Origin of the sequence: Pseudomonas sp. PI1 (genome assembly GCF_000812405.1) — a bacterium.
GTDB classification, from domain to species: domain Bacteria; phylum Pseudomonadota; class Gammaproteobacteria; order Pseudomonadales; family Pseudomonadaceae; genus Pseudomonas; species Pseudomonas citronellolis.
In genome coordinates this window covers 15,251-31,360 of the sequence record NZ_JWMC01000045.1, presented here as the reverse complement: position 1 = coordinate 31,360, position 16,110 = coordinate 15,251, and the positions used below count along the sequence as shown (strand labels likewise).

Annotated in this window: 15 protein-coding genes, 1 tRNA gene and 4 pseudogenes; 4 read left to right on the top strand and 16 right to left on the bottom strand. The window is 65.8% G+C overall.

Annotation, left to right across the window (positions count from 1 at the left end; all coding sequences use genetic code 11):
- The first annotated feature begins 8 nt into the window (after nucleotides 1-8).
- Complete coding sequence (locus RN02_RS33750; protein WP_161796248.1) at nucleotides 9-338, top strand: hypothetical protein; 330 nt, start codon at nucleotides 9-11, stop codon at nucleotides 336-338.
- Here the strand turns inward: RN02_RS33750 and RN02_RS15095 are convergent.
- From RN02_RS15095 to RN02_RS15080, 4 genes are all read right to left on the bottom strand, one after another.
- On the bottom strand, nucleotides 320-1,129 hold the full coding sequence (locus RN02_RS15095; RefSeq protein ID WP_043315155.1) for a gamma-glutamyl-gamma-aminobutyrate hydrolase family protein: 810 nt from the start codon (nucleotides 1,127-1,129) through the stop codon (nucleotides 320-322). The genes RN02_RS33750 and RN02_RS15095 overlap by 19 nt on opposite strands.
- A gap of 402 nt (nucleotides 1,130-1,531) precedes the next feature.
- Nucleotides 1,532-2,749, bottom strand: coding sequence for a GGDEF domain-containing protein (locus RN02_RS15090; protein ID WP_043315153.1), 1,218 nt, complete (start codon nucleotides 2,747-2,749; stop codon nucleotides 1,532-1,534).
- Nucleotides 2,750-3,063: 314 nt separating this feature from the next.
- Nucleotides 3,064-4,164 (bottom strand): polyamine ABC transporter substrate-binding protein, encoded by a 1,101-nt coding sequence (locus tag RN02_RS15085; protein ID WP_009618079.1) that lies wholly within the window; start codon nucleotides 4,162-4,164, stop codon nucleotides 3,064-3,066.
- Nucleotides 4,165-4,379: 215 nt separating this feature from the next.
- Nucleotides 4,380-4,943, bottom strand: coding sequence for a hypothetical protein (locus RN02_RS15080; protein ID WP_051879125.1), 564 nt, complete (start codon nucleotides 4,941-4,943; stop codon nucleotides 4,380-4,382).
- 162 nt (nucleotides 4,944-5,105) lie between these two features.
- Between RN02_RS15080 and RN02_RS15075 the strand changes: the two genes are divergently transcribed.
- A tRNA-Gly gene (locus RN02_RS15075) sits at nucleotides 5,106-5,179 on the top strand.
- Nucleotides 5,180-6,098: 919 nt separating this feature from the next.
- On the opposite strand, the gene RN02_RS34710 is transcribed toward RN02_RS15075, so the two are convergent.
- The 12 genes and pseudogenes from RN02_RS34710 to RN02_RS33970 all read right to left on the bottom strand — a co-directional run.
- Nucleotides 6,099-6,248 carry a hypothetical protein gene (locus RN02_RS34710; protein ID WP_082033814.1) on the bottom strand — a complete coding sequence of 50 codons (150 nt, stop codon included), beginning with the start codon at nucleotides 6,246-6,248 and terminating at the stop codon, nucleotides 6,099-6,101.
- 47 nt (nucleotides 6,249-6,295) lie between these two features.
- Nucleotides 6,296-7,453: pseudogene (locus RN02_RS15070) on the bottom strand (TIGR03752 family integrating conjugative element protein); the annotation flags it as partial.
- Complete coding sequence (locus tag RN02_RS15065) at nucleotides 7,443-8,330, bottom strand: TIGR03749 family integrating conjugative element protein (RefSeq protein ID WP_043315152.1); 888 nt, start codon at nucleotides 8,328-8,330, stop codon at nucleotides 7,443-7,445. The gene RN02_RS15065 and the pseudogene RN02_RS15070, both read right to left, overlap by 11 nt.
- Nucleotides 8,327-8,897, bottom strand: a pseudogene (locus RN02_RS15060) (PFL_4703 family integrating conjugative element protein); the annotation flags it as partial. The pseudogene RN02_RS15060 and the gene RN02_RS15065, both read right to left, overlap by 4 nt.
- Nucleotides 8,894-9,439, bottom strand: a pseudogene (locus RN02_RS15055) (toprim domain-containing protein); the annotation flags it as partial. The pseudogenes RN02_RS15060 and RN02_RS15055, both read right to left, overlap by 4 nt.
- Before the next feature lie 259 nt (nucleotides 9,440-9,698).
- Nucleotides 9,699-10,112 (bottom strand): single-stranded DNA-binding protein, encoded by a 414-nt coding sequence (locus RN02_RS15050; protein WP_193395110.1) that lies wholly within the window; start codon nucleotides 10,110-10,112, stop codon nucleotides 9,699-9,701.
- Nucleotides 10,109-10,657, bottom strand: coding sequence for a DUF3158 family protein (locus RN02_RS15045; protein WP_009618235.1), 549 nt, complete (start codon nucleotides 10,655-10,657; stop codon nucleotides 10,109-10,111). The genes RN02_RS15050 and RN02_RS15045 overlap by 4 nt, the downstream gene beginning before the upstream one ends.
- Nucleotides 10,654-11,442: a PFL_4669 family integrating conjugative element protein gene (locus tag RN02_RS15040; protein WP_043272437.1), complete on the bottom strand. Its 789-nt coding sequence runs from the start codon at nucleotides 11,440-11,442 to the stop codon at nucleotides 10,654-10,656. The genes RN02_RS15045 and RN02_RS15040 overlap by 4 nt, the downstream gene beginning before the upstream one ends.
- Nucleotides 11,443-11,601: 159 nt before the next feature.
- On the bottom strand, nucleotides 11,602-11,967 hold the full coding sequence (locus tag RN02_RS15035; RefSeq protein ID WP_043315149.1) for a type II toxin-antitoxin system RelE/ParE family toxin: 366 nt from the start codon (nucleotides 11,965-11,967) through the stop codon (nucleotides 11,602-11,604).
- Complete coding sequence (locus tag RN02_RS15030) at nucleotides 11,967-12,257, bottom strand: type II toxin-antitoxin system ParD family antitoxin (RefSeq protein ID WP_009618238.1); 291 nt, start codon at nucleotides 12,255-12,257, stop codon at nucleotides 11,967-11,969. Before RN02_RS15030 ends, RN02_RS15035 begins: the two co-directional genes overlap by 1 nt.
- 113 nt (nucleotides 12,258-12,370) lie before the next feature.
- Complete coding sequence (locus RN02_RS15025; RefSeq protein WP_043315148.1) at nucleotides 12,371-13,552, bottom strand: STY4528 family pathogenicity island replication protein; 1,182 nt, start codon at nucleotides 13,550-13,552, stop codon at nucleotides 12,371-12,373.
- A gap of 2 nt (nucleotides 13,553-13,554) precedes the next feature.
- A pseudogene (locus RN02_RS33970) lies at nucleotides 13,555-13,641 on the bottom strand (coproporphyrinogen III oxidase); the annotation flags it as partial.
- Nucleotides 13,642-14,449: 808 nt separating this feature from the next.
- On the opposite strand from RN02_RS33970, the gene RN02_RS15015 reads away from it, so the two are divergent.
- Complete coding sequence (locus RN02_RS15015; RefSeq protein WP_009618242.1) at nucleotides 14,450-14,860, top strand: helix-turn-helix domain-containing protein; 411 nt, start codon at nucleotides 14,450-14,452, stop codon at nucleotides 14,858-14,860.
- On the top strand, nucleotides 14,860-16,104 hold the full coding sequence (locus tag RN02_RS15010; protein ID WP_043315147.1) for a type II toxin-antitoxin system HipA family toxin: 1,245 nt from the start codon (nucleotides 14,860-14,862) through the stop codon (nucleotides 16,102-16,104). Before RN02_RS15015 ends, RN02_RS15010 begins: the two co-directional genes overlap by 1 nt.
- The last annotated feature ends 6 nt before the right edge of the window (nucleotides 16,105-16,110 follow it).

Below are 16,110 nucleotides of genomic sequence, written 5' to 3'. Positions count from 1 at the left end.
CGTCCCCCTTGCTCCTACGAAAAGCCGCGCTCGCCTGCAACGTAGGCGCAACTGTCTTGGCGGCTGCGCCGAAGCGCGCCTCAACGGATGGGTTGAGCCTTGGCGAAACCCATGCGGTGGTGGTGATGGGTATCGCTTCGCTCAACACCATCCTACGAAAAGCCATGCTCGCTTATCCGCGAATCACGCCGATATCACCGGCTATCGCGGACGCGCAGGCAACTGCCAGCCTCTGCAGTGGCCCGAACGCCGCACAAACGAAAAAGCCGCTCCCCCATGAGGAGGAGCGGCTTTTTCATCAGCGCCTTTCGGCGCCCGCTCAGGCAGCGTTGCCGTAGCGGGCCTGTTTCTTCTTGACCTGCTGGCGGCACGCGTCGCCGAAGGCCTGGAAGATCTTCACCGAATCGGGGTTCTTCAGCGCCTGCCATTCCGGGTGCCACTGCACCGCGAAGAGGAAGGGCGACAGGCTCGGCGCGTGGACCGCCTCGACCAGGCCGTCTTCGGCGTGGGCGATGGGCTCCAGGCCCTTGCCGAGGTTCTTCAGGCCCTGGCCGTGCAGCGAGTTGACCTGGATCGAGTCGGTCTGCAGCAGTTTGTGCAGCCAGGTGTTCTGCGCCACGCGCACGCTGTGCGCCGGGGCGTACTGCACCTCGACCGGGTCTTCGGGGTTTTCCCGGTGGTCGTTGAAGCCGGGCTCGGCGTAGACCTTCTGGTAAATGTCGCCGCCCAGCGCCACGTTGATTTCCTGCATGCCGCGGCAGATGCCGAAGATCGGCAGGCCACGGGCGATGGCGGCCTTGATCAGGGGCAGGTCGAAGAGGTCGCGCTGCTTGTCCTGGGCCTTGCCGGGGGTTTCGTTTTCCTGGCCGTAGAGGGCCGGGTCGATGTTGCTGCCGGCGCCGGTGAGGTAGACGCCGTCGGCCATGTCGAGGTACTGCTCGAGATCGTCGATGCCGCAGCAGGTCGGCACCAGGACCGGCACGCAACCGGCGATGTCGCTGATCGGGGTGATGTACTTGTGGGTCATCACCTGATAGTCGTGGCCCTTGCGTTCCTGGGCGCCCATGGACATCAGGACGACGGGCTTGCGGAGTTTCTGATTGTTATTGCCAATGTTGCTGTTGGACATATGTCACCTTGGGACAGGCTCGGCCTGTCGTTTATGTGCAGGCGCGGCCGGGAGGGCGCTACCTGGGGCTCCGAGCACTGCCGTAGCGGGGCTGGAAGCGCCCGCAAACGGTCGAAGCCTGCCCACCAGCCTGCCAGAGCCGTAAAATATGTCAAACAATTTCGCTTTCGATCGTTAAAAATAATGGCCGAAATTCATGGCGATTTCGTTTTCAAGTAGCTGTATTTAAAGGGTTTTTTATTTAATTCGATAAATATCGGTCCATTATTTTTTACGGACCAGGCCTTTTCGTGAAAATTATACTGAACATTTTCACGGAAGATCGCCGGGCACGCGCCGGCCGTGCCCTTGAGCGGGTGCCGCGTCTGAAGCTTTCCTGCGGGGGCGCTGGCGCCCGGCCCGTCAGCCGGGCAGTTCGACCTTGCCGGGCGGCAGCGGCGCCTTGGCCGGGTCGCCGCTGAAGGCTTCCACCCGGTTGCGCCCGCCGTGCTTGGCGGCGTACAGGGCCACGTCGGCGTTGCCCACCAGGGCTTCCTGGCTGGCCACCGGGCCCTGGGCGGTGGAGGCCACGCCGATGCTCACCGTCAGGTGGCCGCAGGCGGCCCAGGCGTGGGGCAGTTGCAGGGCCTCGACGGCGGCGCGGATGCGCTCGCCGATGGCGCAGGCGCTGGCCAGGTCGGCGCCGGGCATGACCACGGTGAACTCCTCGCCGCCGAAGCGCGCGACGAAGTCGCAGTGCTCGCGCACGTTGTCGCGGATGGCCTCGGCCACGCGGCGGATGCCGACGTCGCCGGCGAGGTGGCCGTAGCCATCGTTGTAGAGCTTGAAGTGGTCGATATCCAGCATCAGCACGCTAAGCGGCTCGGCGTGCCGTGCACAGCGGTGCCATTCGCGCTTGAGCGTCTCGTCCAGGTGGCGCTTGTTGGCGATGCGGGTGAGGTCGTCGGTGCGGCTGAGCACCGCCAACTCCTGGTTGGCCAGCGCGTACTTGTGCGCCAGCACCTGGTGTTCCCAGGCCAGCTTGAGCGCCTCGTTGAAGCGGATCTGCAGGCGCCGGCCCATTTCCGCGATGAACGGGCAGACCACCCAGGCGGAGACCGCCAGGAAGGTCGCCTGGGGTTCGGGGTCGCGGAAATAGGCGATGCCCAGGAAGAAGAACATGGGCACGTGGAAGGCCAGGTGCGCCGGCCAGTAGGACACGTTGCTCATGGCCACCATTACCGAGGCCAGGGCGATGCAGCCGTAGATCACGTCCTCGTAGGGCGTGCCGTAGCTCATCAGCCAGATGGCGCCGATGCCCCAGGCCAGCCCCACGGCGCCGCACTGCAGCATGGTCAGGCGCGCCCAGGTCTGCGGCGCCAGGCGCTGCGGGTTGCGCCGCCAGGCGTACACCAGGCCCAGGCGCACGCTCATCAGCAGCACCAGCACAGCGAGCCACAGGCAGCGCCCGAGCAGGGGCGCGCTGGCATGGTAGACGCCGAACACCATGGTGCCGGAGAACACGTTGCCCACCGCGGTGGATGGGCTGGTGGAGAACAGCGTGGCGACGCGCTCGGCCAGGTAGTCCTCGGCGGGGCGCTCGGGCAGCGGTGGCGGGTTGGTGTCGGGGTAGGCGGTCATGCCTGGGCTCCTGGGTGCGCCCCGGGACGGTGCGGCGGGGGCGGGCGCAGGCACGCGCCGGCCCGGCGCGCTGGCGCCTCGGTCCATGGCGGTGCGCTTGCCCGGCCCGACCGATGGCTTCCGTTGCGCGGGAAAATGCAGTGATGTCTCAGTGCCATCATGCCTGGAGTGCGCTTGGAATTCGAGCCCGCGGACGACGGAAGGCAGCGCCGCCGGGCGGGAAGCGGAAAGCGAGACGCCCCCTCTCGCTGGGCGAAAAGGGGGCGTTTTTCTTGCCATTGCACCATCCTGGTGCGTTATCTCCCGGGTGCGGCTTACTTGCCGGTCTTGATGGTGGTCCAGCTGCGGGTCATCAGGCGCTGGGTGTTGGCCGGCAGGTCCGGGAAGGCGTACAGCTTCTTCATCACCTCTTCCTTCGGATAGATGCCCGGGTCGTTGCGGATTTCCTCGTTCACCAGCGCGGTGGCGGCAGCGTTGCCGTTGGGGAAGGAGGTGACGTTGCTGATCTCGGCGATCACCTGCGGCTCGAGCAGGAAGTTGACCCACTGCAGCGCGCCTTCGGGGTTCTCGGCGTCCTTCGGAATGGCCACGGTGTCGAAGAAGGCACCGGCGCCTTCCTTCGGAATGTTGTAGAGCACGTGGACGTTGTTCTTCGCTTCCGCGGCGCGGGCCTTGGCCTGGTAGACGTCGCCCGAGTAGCCGACGGCGACGCAGATGTTGCCGTTGGCCAGGTCCGAGATGTACTTGGAGGAATGGAAGTAGGTGATGTACGGGCGGATCTTCTGGTACAGCGCGGTGGCCGCCTTGATCTCCTTCGGATCATTGCTGTCGGGCTTGTAGCCCAGGTAGTGGAGGGCCGCCGGCAGCATCTCGGTGGGCGAGTCGAGGAAGCTCACGCCGCACTGCTTGAGCTTCTGGATGTTCTCGGGCTTGAACACCAGGTCCCAGGAATCCACCGGGGCGTTGTCGCCGAGCACGGCCTTGACCTTGTCCGGGTTGTAGCCCAGGCCGATGGTGCCCCACATGTAGGGGATGGCGAACTTGTTGCCCGGGTCGCTGATCTCGAGGGTCTTCATCAGGTCCGGGTTGAGGTTCTTCCAGTTCGGCAGCTTGGACCTGTCCAGCGGCATGTAGACGCCGGCCTTGATCTGCTTGGCGAGGAAGTTGTTCGACGGCACCACCACGTCGTAGCCGGACTTGCCGGCCAGCAGCTTGGCTTCCAGCACTTCGTTGCTGTCGTAGACGTCGTAGACGACCTTGATGCCGGTGGCCTTGGTGAACTTGTCGACCGTGTCAGGGGCGATGTAGTCGGACCAGTTGTAAACGTGCAGCACTTTGTTGTCCGCCTGCGCCATACCAGCCACAGCGCCCGCCAGAGTCACGGCGAGCAGGGTCTTGCCGAAGGTCTTGAACATGCAGGTTGCTCCGATTTTCTTCTATCCGTGCGTAAGTTGGGTCTTCCGCACGGATCGACAGCAAGAACCATTCCCGATAATGGCCCCCGGCCATTTACCGGCGGCCGGCCCCCGGCGGCTCTAGCCTGGCGCCAAGGGGCGGGAGGAGGGCAGGCGGGCGCGGCGACGGAATCCCGGCGCGGGCTGTTACAAGGCGTACCGTCGTGCCAGGTGGCTCAATCGAGCCGGTAACGCGCGAGGTCCTGCGCGGAAAGCACGCGCATGCGCCCCGGCTCGATGGCCGCCATGTCGTCCAGCAGGGCGACGGGCACATCCATCTCGCGCAGATAGGCGGCCGGGCTGTAGCGGCTGGCGCCGTCGGCCAGCCAGGAATCGCCGCCGGGGAAGTAGGGACGGTGCAGGCCGACATAGCCGCGCACCCGGCGCGCATGCCCGGCGGCCAGCAGGTAGACGCAGGTGCCCTGGCACACGCTGTTGCGCGGCACCCAGGTGTCGAACCCGGCCTCGCGCAGCAGCCGGCCCATCTTGATGGCCTCGCCCAGGCTGCCGCCGATGGAATCGAGCAGGGCGATCCTGCGGGCGAACTTGCCGGGGTTGCGCTTCAGCCCCTGCAGCAGGCGCTCGTAGTCCCCCGGCGCGATGTCCTCGGTGACGCGCACCGCCAGGGTGAGCCCCAGCGACTTGTTCTGCACCGGCGCAACCTCGACCCGCGCGAACGCCGCCGTCGAACACAGCACCGAAAGACCGAGCACGGCCGCGCGCACCAGGGTATTGCCCATGAACCTGCCTCGCCTTGAACCCAGCGGGAAATCGATGGGAGCGGAAGATACCGCCGATGCTGGCATTTGGCATCCCCCGGCACAGCCGAATCGGCGAATGCCCCGAAGTGCAGCACCAAGGCTTCACTCCGCCCGCGCCTTCTGGTAAAAAGGCACCCCCAAGCGGGCGTCGTATAATGGCATTACCTGAGCTTCCCAAGCTCATGACGAGGGTTCGATTCCCTTCGCCCGCTCCAGATTCCACGGGCTTCTCAGCGGCCCAGCGAGACCTTTGCGAACAGCTGGGGGCCGTTTCTGTGAGTCTGTGCCAGCGTGCGCCGGTGTGTGAGCGCGGCAGAGTGGACCAGGCTTACAACCCAGCGGCCGAAGGCATGATCTTCGTTTTATGTTGACCCATCGAAATTGGGTAATTTTGGTAATTTCATTTTTGAAATACCGTTTTTCCCTTTTTTTCAATGGATTGCAACGATTTCTTAAAGGTAATAATAGGGTAATTTTAGGGTAATCGAATTACCTTTCCCCAAGGTAAGTTTTCGGTTTTATCAAACCCTTGTAAATCAATCACTTACAGAAAAATTACCTTTCCAATTACCTCAAATTACCTTTCAAGGTAATCGCCTAAAGCCAGTAACGACGTGGCTTCCAGGGGTGTTCGAACCCCGAATTACCAAAATTACCTTTTCCCGAGGCCTCAACCGAAAACACGGTCTGGGACAGCCCTCTGCCGCGCCCAGGAAAAGGGGCTCCGGTGCAGGGATTCGCAGGTATTCCCCACCGCCGAAACGTGCAGCCAGCGCCCAGCCTGGGCCGCCTGGAGGGCTGCGCAGGGGTGAAGAAAAAGTGCCCCCTTTAGCCCGCAGGCGTGGCGGGGGGACGACTGCGCGCGCCGGGTGATTTAGGATCGAAACTTTCCGTTACTGATAAACAATCTCGTTTGCGGTAGTCGTTTAGCCTGCCCACGAGGTAAAAGGCGGCCTTCAACCGCTGGAGAGCGATACGCTGGTCATTCGTCAGGACGGGTACGGAAGGGGAAGGCTGGAGCGGAAGGTCAGTTCTTCCGGTGCGCACGGGATATGGGAGTGTTCCCCGTGGATGCGGGGATGAACCGGCGAATAGGCTGTATAGCGAAGGCCCGCAGCAGCAGGCCCTGTGATTTTAACCGATCAGATCTGCCGCTTGAGCGCGAGAAAGGAGTTGGCCGATTGCTTTAGCCGCGGCTCCCCGAACTGCTGCCGTTCCATCAGTTGTCATGGCCTTGCGCAGGGCGGACAAAGCTCCGGGGCCACCACAGTGACCAAGGCCCAAAGCCGCGCCGGCCCTTGCGTCAGGATGGCCATGTAGAGGATGAAGCCGGCGTGGCTGCCGTTGTCAGACTTGATGAGCGAAGCGGCGCCCGCGCCGGCAGCGGTGATCAACGCCTGCGATCCCAGGTACTGCTGGGCGTTGCTGCGGCGCTCGCCCGAGACGCACGGGATGCCGTAGGGATCGCTGATCCAGCTCAGGCCGTCCAGCAGACTGGTGCTGTCCTGGCTTCGACTGCGCTTGCCGTCTTCCTCCGGCACCGTGCGGATGGTGCCGTCGCTGAACACGAAGGTGATGGAGCGGACCTGCCCACGCACGCACGAGAGCGTCCAGTCGCCCGAGGCCGTGCCGCTGACCACCGCACCGGCCACGTCGGGAATCTCGATGCCGTTGGCCGCCAGGTTGTCGGCCCCGATCAGCACCTTGAAGGGAAACGGGTCGTTGACGGTGCCGTCGATGGGAATGCGCCCGATCAGCGCGGTCATGGCGACCGAGCCCATGAGTGTGGCATTGGCGGGCACCGTATAGACCGCCCGGGTGGTGTCGGCAACGGCCTGCGCCGTCCTGTCGCTGACGGCTTCCGCCGCGGCCGACAGCTCCGGCGAGGCCGGGCCGAAGCTGGAGGGAAAGGCGGGCAAGCGCGGGCTGCTCGAACCGCCCTTCGGATCGGGCCGGGCGTCATCCGGTTCGATCCAGCGCATGCCGCCATCCTTGAGCGGCCCGCCGTCGTGCCCGTCCAGTCCAAGGCCGATCGGCAGGTCGGCGACATCGCCCTTGCCGGACAGCTCGTCCAGGCGGCGCTGCAGTTCCTGCATCAGCCCTTGCGTCTGCTGCCGGTCGCTGGCGGCCTGGGTGCGCTCCTGTTCCAGGCGACGGCGTTCGCTGTCGAGAGCGTTTTGGATGCGCTGGTCGATCGCACCCTCGCGGGTACGCAGGCGCTCGTTCTCGGCCTTGTGCTGGCGGTTGTCGCTCAGCGCGGTCTGCAATTCGGTACGGAGTTGCTTGACCTGCGCGACCAGGGTGGCGACGGTGTCGCGCGGGGTGTCGCCCGCGATGCCGAGCGCCTTCATTTCCTCCGGAGTGAGCTGCCCGGGGACATCCGGCTTGCCAGGTGCGGCGTCGCTGCCCGAGAACAGCCTGGCACCGACGAACACCAGCAACAATGCCATCGGAATCAGCAGCCACTTCAACAGGGGATTACTCCTCATCGGACGTCCTCCCCGCAGCGGCGGCCGGCGGCAAGTTCGTGCCGGCATCGATGGGGCTGAGCACCGGCATCAGGGACTCGGCCAGGCCGCGGTCGCGCGTGACCAGATAGACCATCGTGGTGTCGGTCGAAGCGCCCGCTGGCCCCAGGTCGGGATGCTGGAAGGTCGCGGCCACGAAGTCGCCTTGCAGCGCCCTTGGATCGAGATCGATACGGTGAGGCGAGGTGTTGGTCAGGCGCACCGCGGTGACCCACTGGTCTTCGAGTCGCCAGGCTGCCAGCGCCCGCGCCTTGAGCGGCAGCGTTGGCAGCAGTGTGTCCAGCGCGAGCGGGCGCCGCAGCGGCACGCGCCCGATGCCGGCCACGGGCTCGACGGTGCGCAGCGGTGCGTAAAGGTTCTGCGCAGCGTAGCGCGTCAGGACAACGGCTACCGGCGTCTGCCGATGCTTGGCGGGTTGCGCTGCTTGGCTCGGACCGGCGGCGGTGTCTTTGCTGGCCTCCGCGGCGGCGTCCTGCAGGACGATGCGTACAGGCTCCAGCGGCTGCTCGCCTTCCCGGGCGTCCGTGGCGGCGATGTCGACCAGCACGATGGCACCGGATTCCACGTCCTGTAGTTGCAGCCGCGTCGGCGCGATGGTCTCGCTGGCGCGCAGGTAGATGGCTCCACCCGCGCTCTGCACGCGCAGCCGCTCGCCCAGGCTCGGGGGCAGGCCGACACGCACGTTGCGGTCGATGAAGACCACGCGCTCCTGGCCGACGACCAGCGGGACGGCCAGCGGCAGCCGCTGCCAGCGCAGGATCTCGATGGCATGGCTGTCCGGTACCAGGCCGAAGCCAAGGGCCAGGCTCGCCACGATGGTGAAGACGTGGTGTTTCAAGGGTTGCCTCCCTGCGAAAGGCCGCCGCCGGGCGTGCCGGACGGAGGCACTGCCTGCGACGGTGCCTCGATCCGCTGCGGCGCGCCGTCATAGCAGTCCAGCGCAAGGCCGAAGGGGTTGCGCGGGGGATCGACGTCCAGCCGCACTACTTTCAGTGGATAGCGCACCAGGGCCCGCTTGACCTGCTCGGCGCCGTAGTACTCGTCCGCGCTGACATCGAGCGTGACGATCCAGTCGCGACTGGAAACCGTCTTTACCCGCATCGTGGGGTTGTCGCCGAAGCCGCGCCCCGGAATCTCGTAGATGCCGCGCACCCGCTGGCGCAGTTCGCCGCTGCTGCGCCGGTGCTCGTAGTCCTGGCGCAGGAAGGCCTGGCAGGCCGGTGTGAAATAGGCCGACAGCGCGTGGAGGTTGCGCGGGTAATCCTGTTCGCCATCCGTCGGCCAGCGCTGGACCTGCTGCCAGACGTAGAAGGCGAAGGCATAGACACTCTCGGGCGGCACATCCCACCAGGCGCGGGTGCTGCCCGAGCGCAGATCGGGGGGGCACATGGATCGTCAGTTGCCTCCCTGGCGCCCGAGCAGGGTGAACAGCCGGCTCAGGTTCATGCCGATCAGCCAGTCGGCGCGCGATCGGGCGAGTGCGGAGAAATACAGTGGCAGCGTCTCGGCGGACGGTTTGAGCGCGCCCAGCGCCTTGCGGATCGACGCATCGTTGAGCGCCGACAGCCACAGGCGCTGAATCGGCCCGTGGTAGCCGCACAGGTCGATGATCTCGCGGGCGATCATCTCGCCCTCGCGGTTGGCGTCAGTCGCGATCACCAGTTCGCTTGCCTTGGCGACGAGTTGCCGCACGACCTTGAATTGCGCCGCGGTCGCCGCCTTGGGCTCGACACGCCAGCGCTCGGGAAGAATGGGCAGTTGCTCGATGGCCCAGCGCTTGTATTGTTCGCCGTACCCTTCGGGCGGAACCGCCTCGACCAGATGACCGATGCACCAGGTCACGACGACCGCGGCACCGCTGTAGCAGCCGTTGCCGCGTTGGCCAGCGCCCAGCACACGGGCAATGTCCTTGCCCTGGGACGGCTTCTCGCACAGGAATACGCGCATGAAGCCTCCTCGGAAATATGCGGTTCATCGGATGGGCGTCAGCTTGGCAGGGCCAGGAGATGCCGGCAGCAAGGAAGCCGATTGAAGCAGGCGCCGCTTTGTGATCGGCAGGCAGTCCGTTGCCGCAGCGGTGCGCATAGACCGCAGGATCTGGCGCAGCAAGGACGTCGTTTCGGGAGGGGCGGCTGGAACTCCGTGGACGACCTTGGAGCCCCCCCTGGGGATGGCTCGCTGGTGCATCGCGGGCGCATGACGGTTGCTACAGCCGCCCTCGGGGGAACGGCGATGGGCGAATTACTGTCCGGCGGCGGGCCTGGCGCTGAGCGCCACCGACTCGATGCGGTACGGCAGGATGCCCACGCGCCTCGACCTTGAACGTGACGCGCTCGTTCTCGTCGGCGTCCTCCCATTCGTCGCGCACGGTGCGGCCCTCGACCAGCACCCGCATGCCTTTCTGGTACAGCGTCTTCCAGTGCTCGGCGTCGCGATGCCACAGCTCGACCGGTGCCCAGTAGCCGCCGCGATCTTCGTACTCGCCGTCCTTCTTCGGGATCGGGTTGTCGAAGTAGACGTTCAGGCGAAGCAGCCGGCGCGGCTCGTCGTTGCCGTTCGGAAATTCGCGATAGTCCGGCGCAGAACCGATGTTGCCCTCGCCGACGAAGTGCGTGCTCATGGTGACTCCTTGGTGGTGGGTGGAACGGCCGCGGTATGCCCGTGGACACGCCGCAGGTAAGCCGCTTCCGCCTGGGCGGCCTTGCTGGCGCATTCCAGGGCTTGGCGAGCGATGCTGTGGGTCAGGCTGATCTGCATGTTCAGCACGATGCGCTGCAGTTCCATCGCGTACAGTTCGTCGATCAGCGACGCCGGCGTCGCGGGGTTGGCCAGCAGGGCCTCCCACAACGACACGCCCATGGAGGAACGGTCCAGATTGCGCCAGCGCAGGAAGGTCGTCCCTGCGCCAGTGGCCTGCTGGGCCAGTTGCACGTCGAGCAGGCTGAAGGGGTAGGCGCGCGCCTGGGGCAGCACGCGCCGCTGCGCCAGGCCAATCACGTCGTCGCGCAGCGCTGCGCACTGGCTGGCCCAGGTCTCCAGACTCCCCTTACCCTTAAAAGGCTGTAAAAGGCCTTTTAGGTAGCCTGCGTGTTCCAGCCGCTGGAAGTCCGCCTGTTCCAGCGCCACGAAGCGCGTGGAGTGGCTGATGGGGGGCGATGCGGTCATGCGCCAGCCCCCTTGTCGCCCGCCGCACCATCGGCTGCGCCGTCCGTGGGAACCGGCGCATCGGGCTCGATGGCAGGCGCAACAGGCGGCATTCCGGGCTTGGTTGTCCGCCGCGCGATCGGTGGCGCGAAGCGCGAGCGGCGCGTGCCTTCCAGCACGTCCTGCGGCAGTTCGCCGAACTTCTCCAATGCCGCTCTCGCCGCGGCGTTCTTCGCCGCGAAGTCGTCGCGCGTCGTGCCCGAGTAGCGGTACTGCTGGGCCAGCGAGAAAAGGCTGCGCAACGCGTGCGCGCCATCATTGAGCCAGCGCTCCAAGGTGCTGCGGTCGATCAGCGCCGTGTGGTGCGCCAGGATGAGTTTGCGTGCCAGGTCGTCGTAGTCGGCCAGCAGGTACACCGCCATGAAGCCGAGTTGGGCGTTCACGAACAGCGGCAGCTTCACTGGCTGCACGTTCATGTTCTCGCCCAGCGACAGCGCCGGGGGTACATCGGCCAGCGCCTGGTCCACCTGCTCGCGCAGCGCCTGCAGCGTACTCTTGGTCTGCTCCAGCTTGTCTTCGATACGCAGCATCCAGAAATCGGAGTACGGATCATCCTGCTCGGAACCGCGCTTCATCTTGTTCATCGCGCTGATGAAGCCGTTGAGGCCGATGATGCCGGCGCGTCCCTCCGCCGGTGCGCGGCCGTGCCAGATGCGCGAAGCGTGATGAGTGTGCAGCGTCAGCGACATCGCGCTGCGCAGCGATCCGAGATTCAGTTGCAGGGGTTCTGTGCGTTCGTTGGCCATGGGAGCGACTCGCGGTGAAGGGGCGAGTCGCCAGCATCGGCATCGGCAGGAAGGCCGTCAGTCAACAAACCGCAGCCCATGCGCGCCCGGTTTGTTCCGCACGGAAGGCTGTGTGTGCCGGCTATCCCCTGGGGATAGGTGTGCCGCAGGAGGTGCCGGTTATTCCCAGGACGCCTCGGGGTCGAGGTGTCGTGCCAGCTCCATCGCGTCGTGAAGCACACGACCGACGACGGTCACGTCGGTCTCCGTGCGGTAGATCAGGAAATGCCGCGGCCGACGTACGATGCCGCTATCGGTGCGGCCACGCTCCCGGCTCAAGTGCAGATGCCAGGAGCGCACGCCGTCGCCAAGCTCCGGTCGTTCGATACTACCGGGCCGGTCAGGTTGGGCGGAAACATCGCGCAACGCGGCCACGATCAACGCCTCGTAGCGCTTGCGTGCTACGTCGCCGAAGTGTTCGTGCGTCCAGGCCAGGATGTCGATGAGGTCCGTCTGTGCCGCAGCGGATAGTCGATATCGCGCCATCAGCGAGCTGTCTGCACCCGACCGGCGGCTTGTTGCCCCAGCTGCCCGATGAAGTCTTCGAGCTTGTCATCGTCCACATCCGTATAGCGGCCGGCGGCCACATCGGCCCAGCCCGTCTTGGCGGCTTTCTGCAGCGCCTTGAGCTTGGTTTCTTCGAGTTGCTCGCGCCGCTCGATCAGGCGCAGGCCTTCGCGCAGCACTTCGCTCGCGTTCTGGTAACGCCCGGACTGAACCAGGGCCTCGACAAAAGCGTGTTGATGCTCACTGAGCACCACATTGCGGGTGGGCATGGTCTTGGCCTCCACGATGAAACAGCGTCAGAATAGCAGTGTTGGCATTTTATGCCAATGAGCCTCCCGGAAGGCTCCCTGTCCCAGCCATCCCCTGGGGATAGCCCGCTCGGTCAGGGGTCGCGCAGCGCCGCCCGCAGCCGTGCCAGGTGGGCACGCACCACCTCGGGGGATGCCGGTGCCGGTGCGGATGGCGGTGGACGAACTGCTGGCGCTACTGTGGCACCGTCGCCCGCCCACGCCTTGAACTCCCCGCGGATCGCCTTCTGGATGATGCCGAAGAGATAGCCGGCCGGGTTGCGCACCGCGCCGTTTCGGCAGCGTGCCGCCCACTCGTCGAGTACGGCCTGCCACTGGGCCTCGTCCACCTGCTGCAGTGCCACCAGCGCACCGGCCTGCTGCTCGTCCTTCAGGCGCAGGAAACGCTCGGGTAGCCGCAGGTTCTGCAAGGCCCTCGCGCGCGGTACTGTACGTACTTCATTTATACGATCACTACGTACTGTACGGTCCTCCTTCGGAATCCGAAGAGAGCCGTCCGGCGCGGGTTTCGGCCCTGCTTCGGATTCCGAAGACGGGCGCGCAGCATTCCGAAGATGGGCTTCCTGGCCTTCTTCGGATTCGTGGTCCGCACCCTCCTGTGGATAACCTGGCGTCGTCCGGCCATGCAGCGCCATGCGCTGCGCCAGCACCTGCAGGCGGGTCGGCAGCGTGCGGCCGCTGAGCAGCGGGTCTTCGGCAATCTCCTTGAGCGTGTTCATGCCCACGATCTGCACCGCCTTGGCGGCATGGGTCAGCGCCTGGCTGACCAGGCCGAGGTAGTCGGCATCGAGCTGCATCGCCTCGAAGGGCGACAGCGGTTCGTCGTGCAGCACATAGAGGTTGCCTTGGATGCGGCCGGTCTTCGGGTCGCGCCGTCGTCGCACCAGGCTCAGCCAGCGCGTCAGCCGCAGCAGCGTCAGGGCGCGCGCCACGGTCTCGTGCGATGCCTGCGCCCCGCAGGGCATCGAGGCCAGGTAGGGGCGCAATTGGTCGTAGGTGGGAAAGGCGGTCACGCCGTCGTCGTTGAGCTGCAGGCGGAACACCTGCCAGGCGTTGCGCTCCAGCGGGGTCAGGCGCCGGTCGAGGAACAGTCGGCGCGGCACGCTCTCATGGCGGTTGCCGCTGTAGAGAAACCCGTCCTGGCTTGGCGCCGTGCCCTGCGCCGGTTCCTTCGGATCAAGGTGCCGCAGCGCCTCGTCGAACACCGCCGACAGCGCAACCGGGCCTTCGCGCCGTGGTGCGCCGGCCGTGGTCATGGCTACACCAGCCCCTGGTCGATCCAGTTCCGTATCGCCGACCAGATCACCGACATCGGCAGCCGGTTCATCCCCCTGGCGAGATCGAGGATGCGGCGCTCGAAGCGTGACAGCCCCGTCCACTGGATGGCCGCCTCGATCGGACGGTAAAAGACCTTGGCTTGGGGGCCGGATGAAGGTGGCTTTCGCATGGCTGCTCCCTGGTAACCGGATTCAGGACATCTGTTTCCCTCGTTGATTGGAATCGCTGCCGGCACGCACCTTCACGGCGCGAGACGGTGGCGGCTTGGCTTGTGGGAAAGGCCGGGATGACGGATGTTCACCAGAGCAGCCGCCTGTCGATATGGCACTTGTCCACCAGCACCGAGCCTCTGCGTGGCGGTATGCTTCAAGGGGTTGACTGCTCATGGCAGGATGGCTCGATAACGAGGTTTTGCTACAGACGCCATCAAGGCGAAAGACGGATTCGGTCTTCTCGCGTTAGAGCCTGGTCGTCACCGGCATGCAAGACAGCGACGGTCTGTCAGCAGACGCGGTTCGGGCGGAATCAGGTGTAGTGATGCCGCTTAGACGGGGTGCGACGAGGTTTCGGGCAAGACTCCAGCGGTCTGCCTCCAGATCGACAAAGCATGCCCCCCGTTTCTCGCACGCGTGCGAAAGAGCCGTTTGGTGGCTCCTGCAACGCAATCGAGCGGTGAAGAGGCGAGATCACCCGTCGGATTTCAAATGGTGCTGGCAGCCCGTTGTTACCTCCCCCGAACAGGACCGCTCGCAATGGAACAGCGCGGTCACCGGAACTGCAAGGGGCAGGCATGGGCTGGATTGACCGCCCTCCATTTTTGCGTTCAAATATGAACGATTATTTGGTAAATAAGCTCATATTTGAGGCCGTAAAAGATGTCTTCTTCCGAGCAAAAGCGTTCTGGCGCGCAGGTGGCGATGCCGCAGCCTGTCGCGCGCGCATTGCGCCGCCTAGGGCAGGACATCTCGGCGGCGCGGCGCATGCGCCGCCTGAGCCAGGAAGACCTTGCTCAACGCATCGGCACGTCCCTGAGCACCGTCAGGCGCATGGAAGATGGCTATCCCGGCACCGCGCTGCACACCTTCCTGCGCGCGCTGCACGTGCTGGGCCGGCTCGATGAACTGACCCAGGCGATGACCCTGGAGAACGACGCGCTCGGCATGGAACTGGTGCGGGAGCAACTGCCGCAGCGGGTACGCACCTCTGCCGGCAGGAAGCGGCAGGCAGCCCCCGTCGTCGACAAAGGCGATGTGCCCGCGCCGGCCGATGACCTGAAGGGATTCTGATGGCAGCGCCTCGGCCCACACGACGTCCGGACCTCGAAGTCCACCTGGGGGCGAGCGGCCTGGTCGTGGGGCGCCTACATCTGGGCAGCGGCCGGCGCAGCGCGTTCAGCTACGACGAAGGCTGGCTGCGGGATGCCCGTTTCTTCACGCTGTCGCCCGATCTCCGGCCGGTGGCCGGCGTGCAGCACCCCCGGCAGGTGTTCTTCCTCGCGCTGGAGGACACCGCGCCCGACGCCTGGGGCGAGCGCGTGATCCGGCGCGCCCATGCGAAGCTGCGGCAGGAAGACCGCGACACGCCCGCCCTGGACCCGGTGGACTTCGTGATGTGGGTGGATGACGAGGCGCGCATCGGCGCGCTGCGCCTGTTCGATCCGCAATCTGGCGCCTACCTGCGCGCCGGAGGAGCGAATCGGCGTGTACCGCCCCTGGTGGAACTGGACAAGGTGCTCCACGCGGCCCGCGCCCTGGAAGACGGAACGGAAAGCGTGCAGGACCTGCGCTACCTGCTGGGGCAAGGCACCTCGCTGGGTGGTGCCAGGCCCAAGTCCACGGTGCGCGATACCGATGGACGCCTGGCGGTCGGCAAATTTCCCAGCCAGGCGGATCGGCGCGACGTGATCCGGGGCGAAGTGCTGGCCATGCAACTGGCGGACGAGGCCGGCATCCGCGTGGCGCCGGTGCGCGTGGAAGTGATCGGCGGCACGGCGGTCGCCGTCATCCGGCGTTTCGACCGCACCGACGACGGCGCTCGCATCCCCTACGTGTCGGCCGCGACGATGCTCCAGTCCGATGGCCGAGACGCGACGCATGCCTACACCGAACTGGTGGATGTGCTGCTCCAGACCGGCGCCGATCCGATTGCCGACATCCATGAGCTGTGGCGCCGGCTGGTCTTCAATTTCCTGATCTGCAACACCGACGACCACCTGCGCAACACCGGCTTCCTGTACGACGCGCGCCAGCGCGGCTGGCGCCTGTCGCCGGCCTTCGACCTGAACCCGATGCCGGGCGACCGTCGGGAGAGCAAGACCTGGCTGACCGAGGATGCGGGCGTCATCGATAGTCGGGACATGCTGATGGCCGCGGCGCCGTATTTCAGGCTGGATCCAGCGCAAGCGGGAGCGATCTGGAACGAGGTGGCCCAGGCCGTGGCGGGCTGGCGCGCGGTGGCCCGGGGCTTGGGCATGCGCGGCACCGACCTGCTGGACTTCGAGCCGGCGTTCGTCGAATCGACCACGCCCTGACAACGC

Bases quoted from the DNA above. Each gene is read 5' to 3' on its own strand.
- RN02_RS15090 (WP_043315153.1), bottom strand. From the start codon at position 2,749: ATGACCGCCTACCCCGACACCAACCCGCCACCGCTGCCCGAGCGCCCC.
- RN02_RS15015 (WP_009618242.1), top strand. From the start codon at position 14,450: ATGTCTTCTTCCGAGCAAAAGCGTTCTGGCGCGCAGGTGGCGATGCCG.
- RN02_RS15050 (WP_193395110.1), bottom strand. From the start codon at position 10,112: ATGAGCACGCACTTCGTCGGCGAGGGCAACATCGGTTCTGCGCCGGAC.
- RN02_RS15080 (WP_051879125.1), bottom strand. From the start codon at position 4,943: ATGGGCAATACCCTGGTGCGCGCGGCCGTGCTCGGTCTTTCGGTGCTG.
- RN02_RS15035 (WP_043315149.1), bottom strand. From the start codon at position 11,967: ATGGCGCGATATCGACTATCCGCTGCGGCACAGACGGACCTCATCGAC.
- RN02_RS15010 (WP_043315147.1), top strand. From the start codon at position 14,860: ATGGCAGCGCCTCGGCCCACACGACGTCCGGACCTCGAAGTCCACCTG.
- RN02_RS15045 (WP_009618235.1), bottom strand. From the start codon at position 10,657: ATGACCGCATCGCCCCCCATCAGCCACTCCACGCGCTTCGTGGCGCTG.
- RN02_RS15095 (WP_043315155.1), bottom strand. From the start codon at position 1,129: ATGTCCAACAGCAACATTGGCAATAACAATCAGAAACTCCGCAAGCCC.
- RN02_RS15085 (WP_009618079.1), bottom strand. From the start codon at position 4,164: ATGTTCAAGACCTTCGGCAAGACCCTGCTCGCCGTGACTCTGGCGGGC.
- RN02_RS15040 (WP_043272437.1), bottom strand. From the start codon at position 11,442: ATGGCCAACGAACGCACAGAACCCCTGCAACTGAATCTCGGATCGCTG.
- RN02_RS15030 (WP_009618238.1), bottom strand. From the start codon at position 12,257: ATGCCCACCCGCAATGTGGTGCTCAGTGAGCATCAACACGCTTTTGTC.
- RN02_RS15025 (WP_043315148.1), bottom strand. From the start codon at position 13,552: ATGACCACGGCCGGCGCACCACGGCGCGAAGGCCCGGTTGCGCTGTCG.